Raw genomic sequence first — 9,168 nt, forward strand, 5'->3', positions numbered from 1 at the left:
AGCCGGCGCCGGTGAGGGGCGGGGTTCAGCTGAGCAGGGCGACCTGCTGGGCGTCGATTTTCAGTTTGGCGCTGCCCTTGAGGTACAGGTCGTGCAGGGCCTGCTTGCCGAACAGGCGTGCGAGGTGAGCGCTGGTCATTTCGATGGTTCGGCCGGCGACCTTGAGGCGGACGACGTCGAAGGTACCGGGGACCCAGGAGCAGGACAGTTCGTGCATGACAGACCTCCGGAAAGAAGAGATGCTGAGGGCCAGGAACCGCCTGGGCGGCCCCAGCAGGACTGAGGGTGAACAGCGTGAGGGTAGGTGGGTGACGTCAGCGGAGCGTCCGCTGGCGTCAGGGAGGGAGAGCCGGATGGGCCGGTAAGATCAGGGTAAGCCAGCCCTGTTTGGAAATAGAAAGACCCGTTCCACTTTCCCTTTAGCGAGAGATCATGAACCCGGCCGCGCGGCTGGGTGGCGGTTTTCAGCGATCCAGACGGAAGCGATTCCAATTCCTGCTTCGGTCCAGTCACGCGGGCTGGTCAGCGCCGACACGTGCGCTCCCTGACTGTTCCGTCCACGGTTGCGGTCCGGCGACCACCGGCGCCCGGCCCTCCTGTGCTTGACTGGAGAGCATGACTCAACCCACCCCCGGCCCGGAGAGCCTGCTCGCGCTGGTGTTCCCGTCCGACCCTCAGGTCAGCCCGGACGGCACGCGCGCCGCGTTCGTCCTCACCCGCACCGAGGAAGAAGACCCCCACAAGCCCGACGCGGCCTTCGCGAAGCCCCGCTACAAATCCCAGATCTGGCTCGCGGACGCGCAGGGCGCCCGCGTCCTGACGCGCGGTGAGGGCCGTGACGGCAGCCCCCGCTGGTCCCCGGACGGTCAGACCCTGGCCTTCACCCGCAAGGTCGGGGACGGCGCGCAGCTGCACCTGCTGCCCCTCGCAGGCGGCGAGGCGCAGGTCATGACCCGCTTCCGGGGCGGCGTGCAGGACCTGCAGTGGAGCCCCGACGGGCAGTACGTGGCGTTCATGACGACCGCCGACGACGAGGACAAGCGTGACGAGCGCGGCGAGGCCCGCATCATCACCAAACCCCGCTACCGCTTCAACGGCCGCGACTGGCTGCCGGAACGCGCCGCGCGTCTGTACCGCCTGCACGTTCCCAGCGGCGAGCTGCGCGAGTGGCACGCGCCGGAGGTCGAGCTGGGCGGCGTCACCTGGCTGCCCGACAGCAGCGGCGTGCTGTTCGTCGCCGCGACCGACGAACTGAGCGGCGCTCACTGGCAGCAGGAGGTCTGGCACCTGTCCCTGCACGGCACGCCCCGGCAGGTCACGCGCTGGGCGTCCGCCGTGACCGCCGTCATCCCCCACCCGGACGGGCAGCGGTTCGCGCTGGTGGGCCGCCCCGCCGGGCAGGGCAACACCGAGCACACCCACCTGTACCTCCTGCCCCTGACCGGCGACGCCGCCCCGGTGCGGCTGGACGCCGGGCACGACCACCCGGTCGGGAACGGCGTGGGCGGCGACTGCCACGTGGGCGCCATGCCCGAGAAACCCGCATGGCTGGACGACCGCACCCTGCTGTTCAGCAGCACCGTGCGCGGCAGCTGCGGCCTGTTCACCGCCACCCTGGCCGCCGACGGCCAGTCCGGCTCCGTGCAGCCCCACACCCACGACCCGCAGGGCGTCATCCCGGCCTTCACGGCGCGCGGCGGTGGCCTCGCCCTGATCCGTGAACGGGCCGACCGGTTCCCCGAAGTCATCCTGAACGGTCAGCCGGTCACGGACCTGCACGCGAACCTCCCCTTCCCGCCCCGCACCCCCGTGCGCGTGCCCTTCCCCACCGAACTCGGCGAGGGCGAAGGCTGGATCATCCTCCCCGACGGCACCCACCCCGTCCCCGCCCTGCTCAGCATTCACGGCGGCCCCCACACCGACTACGGGCACGCCTTCACGCACGAATTCCAGCTGTACGCCGCGCGCGGACAGGCCATCTGCTACAGCAACCCCCGCGGCAGCCTCGGCTACGGACAGGCCTGGGTGGACGCCATCCACGGCCGCTGGGGCACCGTCGACGCCGACGACCTCCTGACCTTCTTCGACGCCTGCCTGGACACCCAGCCCCGCCTGGACCGCACGCGCACCGCCGTGATGGGCGGCAGTTACGGCGGCTTCATGACCAACTGGATCACCGCGCACACCACCCGCTTCCAGGCGGCCATCACCGACCGCAGCATCTGCAACCTCCTGAGTTTCGGCGGGACCAGCGACATCGGCCTGCGCTTCTGGGACGACGAACTCGGTCTGAACTTCCACCGCCGCGCAGACGCCCTCAAGCTCTGGGACATGAGCCCCCTGCAGTACGTCGAGAACGTCCGGACGCCCACCCTGATCGTCCACTCGGTCCTCGACCACCGCTGCCCCATCGAACAGGCCGAACAGTGGTACGCCGCCCTCACCCTCCACGGCGTGCCGGTGCGCTTCGTGCGCTTCCCCGGCGAGGACCACGAACTGAGCCGCTCCGGCCGACCGGATCGCCGCCTCACCCGCCTGACCGAATACCTGAACTGGCTCGACCGGTACCTCGTGCCCAGCACCGCACCCGCCGAAACCATCACCGCCTGACCCAGGCAGCAGAGCGGGGCGGAGGTTCGCCGTGAACCTCCGCCCCGCCCGACGAGAAGGGGCCGGACACGTGGTCCGGCCCCTCGTTCAGCGGGTGTTACTCGTCGTCGCGACGGTTGTTCCAGCCGCGGTCCGCGCGGGCGCGGGGTCGGAACTCGCCGCCCTGCTCGGCGGGACGGTCCTCGCGGGGACGGAACGCGGGGCGGTCGCCGCCACGGTCCTCGCGGGGGCGGAAGCCGCCACGGTCACCGCCGCGGTCGCCACCCTGGAAGCCGCCGCGCTCGCCGCCACGGTCTTCACGGGGACGGAAGCCACCACGGTCGCCACCCTGGAAGCCGCCGCGCTCGCCGCCACGGTCTTCACGGGGACGGAAGCCGCCACGGTCACCGCCACCCTGGTACCCGCCGCGGTCCTCGCGGGGGCGGAAGCCACCACGGTCGCCACCGCGGTCTTCACGGGGACGGAAGCCGCCACGGTCACCGCCGCGGTCGCCACCCTGGAAGCCGCCGCGCTCGGCGCCACGGTCCTCGCGGGGGCGGAAGCCGCCCTGACCCTGGCTTTCGCGCATTTCGCGCATCTCGCGGCGCAGGCCACGGATTTCCTTGCCCTGCGCTTCGAGCAGTTCCTTCAGTTCGGCCAGGACGGCCATCAGTTCGTCGGCGTCGATGAATTCTTCCTCGAAGTCCTCACCTTCGGCGCCGTCGGCACTGACGCTGGTTTCAGCGGCGGCTTCCTCGGCGTCAAGCACGGGGTCCTCGTCGGGTTCGCCTTCCAGCTGGGGGATCAGGTCACGCAGTTCTTCTGGCGTCTGCTCACCGGGGCGCAGCTCGTTGTTGTCAGTCATGGGTTTTTCTCCTTTGATTCCTGCCGCCGCCACCTGTGCGCGCGCGTTTGCGCGGCCGGGGCACGGGCTCCCGGAGGCCGGGGCGTGTGCGGGCGTGCCCCCGAGTGTACCACCCGTCAGCGCGGGCCGGGCGTTGCGCGGGCGTTCATGCTGCTGGCGTCCGGTGGGCGGCGCTCAGCGGCGGAAGTACGCGCGCAGGCCCGCGCGGACCACCAGCCACACGATCACGGCGTCCACGGCCGCCAGCAGCAGGGCCAGCAGCGGGTTCCATGCCGCACCGAGCCACAGGGCCAGGAAGGTGAACACGGCAGACGCCGTGGCGATCAGCGTGGCGAAGCGGCGGGCGTTGTCGTCCGGCGTCCAGGAGTTCAGGTCCATGCGCGCAGCGTGACACGCGCGGCCCGCGCTTCGTGTCCCACACGCGACTATCGGACTTCTGAATGCGGGGCATCCGCCGGGCTGATGGGGCGGGCAAGGGGAAGGCAGGTCACGGCGCGGTCAGCTGCCCCGCCTATACTGCCTCTCATGAAGCGTGCCGCTCTCCTCCTGCTGGGCCTGCTGGCCACCACCGCGTCCGCGCAGCGCACCGTGAACATCGGGCTGGGGTACAACCCGGACGTGCAGTTCACGCCGTTCTACGTGGCGGACAAGCTCGGGTACTTCCGCGCCGAGGGCCTGAGCGTGAAGTACCAGCACGGGTACGTGTCGCAGCTGCTGCCGCTGCTGCTGCAGGGCAAGCTGGACTTCGTGGTGGGCGACCCGGAGGACGCGATCTTCGCGCGCAATCAGGGCGCGGACGTGCGGTACGTGATGACGATGTACCAGAAGAACCCGGTGACGGTGTTCAGCTTCTCGCCCCTGAACAGCCCCGAGAGCCTGAAGGGCAAGTCGGTGGGCATCCCGGGGCCGTTCGGCAGTTCGTACCACGCGATTCAGGCGGTGCTGGACAGCGCGAACCTCACCGAGGGGCGCGACGTGCGCCTGAACAGCATCGGGTTCACGCAGGTGGACGCCGTGCGCGCCGGACGCGTGGACGCCGCCGTGGGCTACGCGAACAACGACGTGCTGCAGCTGGCCCGCACCAGCGGGAAGAAGGTGTACACGCTGGACGTCACGGACGCCTACCCGATGGTTGGCGTGGGCCTGATCGGCACCGGTAAGAGCCTCACGGGCGACCTGGCCCGCAAGGTCGTGCGCGCCAGCCAGCGCGGCCTGAAATTCACGGTCACCGACCCGGCCCGCGCGTTCAAGCTGGCGCAGCCCGTGTTCGGCGCGAGCGGCAGCCTGGACGTCCTGAAGGCCAGCGTGCCCCTGATGACCGGCCCCTACGCGCAGGCCAACGGACTGGGCGCCATGAACCCCAGCGCGTGGACGAAAGCGGTCGCGGCCCTCGTGAAGCAGGGCAAACTGCCCGCCGGGGCGAAAGCCACCGACTACTACACGAACGCGTTCATCAGCAGAACCCTGAAGTAACGGCGGGACAGCACACCAGGGGCGGCGCGCAGCAGGACGGGGGTGCCGCCTCTGCTGCGTCCACCCGCCCGGACCCGCCGGATGCGCTAGGCGTGATGGCCTAGCAGCGTCATGTTCTCGTGACAGGCGCCGCGCGGCCCTGCTACGCTGACCCCATCACCGAAAGGAGGTGCCAGCTATGACCAACATCACTGAAGTCCAGACCGCCGCACACGGAGTCCTCGCCAATGCAACCTGGAGTGATTTTGACGCAACACCACTGGCCGCCTCTGCCTTCGGGCTCCACACCCTGCACTGACCATCGGCGGCGCCCATGAGCGCCCGCACCCACGACCCATCCGAACACGACTGGACGGACCAGGACTGGCTGGATGACCCCTGGACCGACGCTGCCGAACCCCGGCGGCGCGGCAGGAAGAAACCCGTCGGACGGCGACAGCTGGCCCAGCTGACCGCCGACGAGGACAGCGAACAGGACGACGTGATCCGCCGCCTGCGCGACCTCGGGCACGTCACCGAGATCGTCGCGGAACTCAAGAGCGGCAAGGAAGCCACCGCGTACGTCGCCCGCGGCCCGCGCGGCAGCGTCCTCGTGAAGCTCTACCGCGACCTGCAGGCCCGCTCCTTCAAGGACGATCACCTGTACCGCGCCGGGCAGGTCATCATCAAAGACCGCGACCGCCGCGCCATAGAGGGCCGAACCCGCGCCGGCCTGGACATGCTCCAGCAGGGCTGGGTCGCCGCCGAGTACGCCCACCTCTGGGAACTGTGGACCGCCGGACTGAACGTCCCCGAACCCCTCGTCGGCCCGCACCCCTACGACTACACCGCCACGTACCCCGCCGTCCTGATGCGCCTGATCGGCACCGAAGACCACGTCGCCCCGCGCCTCAGCGACGCGCACCTGACCCCCGAACAGGCCCGCAGCGCCTGGAACCAGAGCCTGGACGGCATGGCCGACCTGCTCCGGCTCGGGTACGCGCACGGCGACTACAGCACCTACAACCTGCTCTGGTGGGAGGACACCGTGACCATCATCGATTTCCCGCAACTTTCAACCCGTCAGAACCCGCACTTCCGCGACCTGCTCGCCCGGGACGCCCAGAGCCTCGCCACCAGCTTCCGCAAACACGGCATCCACGCCGACGGCCCCGGCGTCCTGCGCGACGTGCAGCGCCGCGCGCAGGGCCCCGCACCCGAACCGCGCCTGCTGCTGCCCTAACCATGCCCGCCCCACCAAAACAAGAGGGGCACCCGCACGAGCCACGCCGTACAACTGGGGAACGCCCGGACCACCGGGCCCAGCGCACCGCTGCAAGGAGTTCCCATGAAACGACTGCTCGTGACCGCCGCCGCCCTCCTGACCCTCGCCAGCACCGCCAACGCCGGGGGAGGCGCCATCCAGACCTGTCACCCCGGCGAGATCTGCCGCCTGAAATAACGTCACTCGACGCGCGCCCCCGCTCCGGCCGGGGCGCGCGCCGCTGCACTGCCGTACCCTGAACGGCATGCGCGTCCTGGAAACCTGCCTGTACGTCGATGATCTGGACCGCGCCGAGGCGTTCTACAGCGGAACGTTGGGCCTGACCCTGCACGGGAAGGTCGCCGGGCGGCACCTGTTCTACCGGCTGGACGGCAGCATGCTGCTGATCTTCGACCCGCGCGCCAGCGCCCAGCCCGGCGACGTGCCCCCGCACGCCGGGAGGCCCGGCGGGCACGCCTGCCTGACCCTCGACCCCGCCCGGACCGACGAGTGGGCGGCGAGGCTGCGCGCCGCCGGACTGACCGTCACCCGGTACGCGTGGGGTGACCGGGGCGAGAGCCTGTACTTCCATGACCCGGCCGGGAACGTGCTGGAACTCGCCCCGCCGCGCATCTGGGGCCTGAGCTGAGCCAGACAGACCCTAGGGGTCCTGGGTGGCCCGCAGGGTCCAGCCGCGCCCGTCCGCCCCGCTCAGCCGCAGCGCCGAGATCGGCTCCAGCGGGAGCAGCAGCTGCGTGAACGCCACGCGCCCACCCGCCGCGAACACCTCCAGCGTGCAGGCGTCCAGCAGCACCCGCACTTCCCCCGCCGCGTCCGGGAGGGCCGCCGTGAACGTTCCGGCGAACCCGTCCAGGCCCTCCGGCGCCCCGCGCGTCAGGTGCAGGCCCGCGCCGTCCAGCCACAGGCGCGCCTCCTCTCCCCCACTCGACCGCAATTCCAGCGTCCAGGGGGCCGCGGGCAGCCGCAGGTCCAGCGGAACGCCCGGCCCGACCTTCAGCACCTCCCCGTCCGGCAGGCGCAGCGCCACGTGCCGCAGGGCGTCCAGTTCCCGCACCGGCACCTGCGCCAGCACCCACCCCGCGCCGTCCGGGACGAGCGTCAGTTCGCGCGGGACGGTCAGCACGCCCTGCCACGGCTGAGTCGGCAGGTGGTTGGCGTACACCCAGTTGTTCAGCCACCCCAGCCACACCCGCCGCCCCGGCTGAGGCAGGTCACTGAACGTGATCGCCGCGTAGAAGTCCTTCCCCGCGTCCGCCCAGCGCGCCCCCTGCGACGGCGTGAACGCACGCCCGTCGAAGTCCCCCACCCAGTACTGCGCGCCCGTCCCACCCTGCGGCCCACCCTCGAACACGTCCACCTTCAGCACCCACCGCTTCTGCCCCGCCACCACCAGCGGGAACAGGTCCGGCACCTCCCAGATACCCGCCACGCCACCCGCCGGACCGAACACACTCACCCGCGACCACACCCGCAGGTCCGGCGACGTGTACACCCCCACCTGCCGCTCGTCCGGGTGCACCACCACACTCACCCACCCCCCCGACGGCTCGTGCCAGAACACCTTCGGATCCCGGAAATCCTGCTTCCCCTCATCCAGCACCGGCTCCGGCGGCCCGAACGCCCAGCTCTCCCCACCATCCCGGCTGACCGCGAGGTACTGCGCCTGATGGTAGAAGCCGTTCCCCGTGAACATCGCCACCACCGGCGGCCCCCCCTCCCCCAGGCCCGACGTGTTCCGCCAGTCCACCACCGCGCTCCCCGAGAACACGTCCAGCCCCTCCCGCCACGGCAGCGCCACCTCATGCTCCACCCAGCGCAGCAGGTCCACGCTCGACGCGTGCCCCCAGCTCATGTACCCGTGATTCCCCGCGCGCGGATTGTGCTGGAAGAACACGTGATACCGCCCCCCCACGAACACCAGACCGTTCGGGTCATTCAGCCAGAACCGCCGGGCGGTGAAATGCACACGCGGACGCAGGACAGCCATACCGCCACTATGCACCCCGTCACCGCACCCCACCACCCACCGCACAGCCCGATACTGAACACATGCCCCCAACCCACCCCCTCCGCTCCGTCCTGTACGTCCCCGGCGACAAACCCCGCGCCATCGACAAAGCCCGCACCCTCAGCGCCGACGCCATCATCCTCGACCTCGAAGACGCCGTCGCCCCCGAACACAAACCCGCCGCCCGCGACCACATCCGCCACGCCCTCCAGACCCCCTGGCCCATCCCCGTCCTCATCCGCGTCAACGCCCTGAACACCCCCTGGGAACACGACGACCGCGAACTCGCCCTCACCGCCGGCGCCAACGGCATCGTCCTCCCCAAAGTCGAACGCGCCCACGACGCCCACGCCCTCAGCCTCGGCCTCCCCCTCTGGGCCATGATCGAAACCCCACAAGGCGTCCTCAACGCCCCCCACATCGCCGCCGTGCCCGGCGTCACCACCCTCATCGTCGGCGCCAACGACCTCGCCCGCACCCTGCGCACCCAACCCCACCCCGACCGCACCCCCCTCCTGCACGCCCTGAGCAGCGTCGTCCTCGCCGCCCGCGCCCACGGCAAAACACCACTCGACGCCGTCTACAACGACATCCGCAACCCCGACGGCTTCACCCGCGAATGCCAGCAGGGCCGCGCCCTCGGCTTCAGCGGCAAAACCCTCATCCACCCAGGCCAGATCGAAACCGCCAACCAGGCGTTCGGGGTCACCGCAGCCGAAGCCGACCACGCCAGGGAATTGATCAACGCGTGGGACGCTGCACGCGCCGAAGGGAAAAGCATCGCCACCCACCAGGGAGCGCTCGTGGAGCAGATGCACGTGGACGAGGCGCGTGAGGTGCTCGCGCTGTACGCGGCGACGAATCGGGGTGATCGTCAGGTGGGCTAGAAGTCCGAAATGATGCGGAAGGTGGGCGCCTGCGGCGGGCTGCCCCACCCCCCAGCCCCCTACCCCAGGGGGGCAGGGGGAG

General features: G+C 70.7%; 9 protein-coding genes. 5 read left to right on the top strand and 4 right to left on the bottom strand.

The window, feature by feature from the left end; all coding sequences use genetic code 11:
* Window positions 1–25 precede the first annotated feature (25 nt).
* On the bottom strand, window positions 26–217 hold the full coding sequence (locus tag IEY69_RS15885; RefSeq protein ID WP_189074124.1) for a hypothetical protein: 192 nt from the start codon (window positions 215–217) through the stop codon (window positions 26–28).
* 398 nt (window positions 218–615) lie between these two features.
* On the opposite strand from IEY69_RS15885, the gene IEY69_RS15890 reads away from it, so the two are divergent.
* Window positions 616–2,610, top strand: a complete 1,995-nt coding sequence (locus tag IEY69_RS15890) for a S9 family peptidase (protein WP_189074125.1) — start codon at window positions 616–618, stop codon at window positions 2,608–2,610.
* Between the two features lie 97 nt (window positions 2,611–2,707).
* On the opposite strand, the gene IEY69_RS15895 is transcribed toward IEY69_RS15890, so the two are convergent.
* Window positions 2,708–3,454, bottom strand: coding sequence for a hypothetical protein (locus tag IEY69_RS15895; RefSeq protein WP_189074126.1), 747 nt, complete (start codon window positions 3,452–3,454; stop codon window positions 2,708–2,710).
* Window positions 3,455–3,628: 174 nt separating this feature from the next.
* The gene (locus IEY69_RS15900; RefSeq protein ID WP_189074127.1) at window positions 3,629–3,832 is read right to left on the bottom strand and encodes a hypothetical protein; all 204 of its coding nucleotides are present in this window, start codon (window positions 3,830–3,832) and stop codon (window positions 3,629–3,631) included.
* Window positions 3,833–3,979: 147 nt separating this feature from the next.
* Between IEY69_RS15900 and IEY69_RS15905 the strand changes: the two genes are divergently transcribed.
* The 3 genes from IEY69_RS15905 (at window position 3,980) to IEY69_RS15915 (ending at window position 6,819) form a co-directional block, all read left to right on the top strand.
* Window positions 3,980–4,927: an ABC transporter substrate-binding protein gene (locus tag IEY69_RS15905; RefSeq protein WP_189074128.1), complete on the top strand. Its 948-nt coding sequence runs from the start codon at window positions 3,980–3,982 to the stop codon at window positions 4,925–4,927.
* A gap of 313 nt (window positions 4,928–5,240) precedes the next feature.
* Window positions 5,241–6,149 carry an RIO1 family regulatory kinase/ATPase domain-containing protein gene (locus tag IEY69_RS15910; protein WP_189074129.1) on the top strand — a complete coding sequence of 303 codons (909 nt, stop codon included), beginning with the start codon at window positions 5,241–5,243 and terminating at the stop codon, window positions 6,147–6,149.
* A gap of 286 nt (window positions 6,150–6,435) precedes the next feature.
* A complete protein-coding gene (locus IEY69_RS15915) occupies window positions 6,436–6,819 on the top strand; it encodes a VOC family protein (protein ID WP_189074130.1) in 384 nt (127 codons plus the stop codon).
* Window positions 6,820–6,831: 12 nt separating this feature from the next.
* Here IEY69_RS15915 and IEY69_RS15920 read toward each other — a convergent pair whose 3' ends face one another.
* On the bottom strand, window positions 6,832–8,178 hold the full coding sequence (locus IEY69_RS15920) for a glycoside hydrolase family 32 protein (RefSeq protein ID WP_189074131.1): 1,347 nt from the start codon (window positions 8,176–8,178) through the stop codon (window positions 6,832–6,834).
* Between the two features lie 62 nt (window positions 8,179–8,240).
* Between IEY69_RS15920 and IEY69_RS15925 the strand changes: the two genes are divergently transcribed.
* On the top strand, window positions 8,241–9,086 hold the full coding sequence (locus IEY69_RS15925) for an HpcH/HpaI aldolase/citrate lyase family protein (protein ID WP_189074132.1): 846 nt from the start codon (window positions 8,241–8,243) through the stop codon (window positions 9,084–9,086).
* The last annotated feature ends 82 nt before the right edge of the window (window positions 9,087–9,168 follow it).

The sequence above is a fragment of the Deinococcus sedimenti genome (assembly GCF_014648135.1).
Classification (GTDB): domain Bacteria; phylum Deinococcota; class Deinococci; order Deinococcales; family Deinococcaceae; genus Deinococcus; species Deinococcus sedimenti.

Coding starts and splice junctions, on each gene's coding strand:
- IEY69_RS15925 (WP_189074132.1), top strand. CDS start 8,241: ATGCCCCCAACCCACCCCCTCCGCTCCGTCCTGTACGTCCCCGGCGAC.
- IEY69_RS15910 (WP_189074129.1), top strand. CDS start 5,241: ATGAGCGCCCGCACCCACGACCCATCCGAACACGACTGGACGGACCAG.
- IEY69_RS15885 (WP_189074124.1), bottom strand. CDS start 217: ATGCACGAACTGTCCTGCTCCTGGGTCCCCGGTACCTTCGACGTCGTC.
- IEY69_RS15915 (WP_189074130.1), top strand. CDS start 6,436: ATGCGCGTCCTGGAAACCTGCCTGTACGTCGATGATCTGGACCGCGCC.
- IEY69_RS15895 (WP_189074126.1), bottom strand. CDS start 3,454: ATGACTGACAACAACGAGCTGCGCCCCGGTGAGCAGACGCCAGAAGAA.
- IEY69_RS15920 (WP_189074131.1), bottom strand. CDS start 8,178: ATGGCTGTCCTGCGTCCGCGTGTGCATTTCACCGCCCGGCGGTTCTGG.
- IEY69_RS15905 (WP_189074128.1), top strand. CDS start 3,980: ATGAAGCGTGCCGCTCTCCTCCTGCTGGGCCTGCTGGCCACCACCGCG.
- IEY69_RS15890 (WP_189074125.1), top strand. CDS start 616: ATGACTCAACCCACCCCCGGCCCGGAGAGCCTGCTCGCGCTGGTGTTC.
- IEY69_RS15900 (WP_189074127.1), bottom strand. CDS start 3,832: ATGGACCTGAACTCCTGGACGCCGGACGACAACGCCCGCCGCTTCGCC.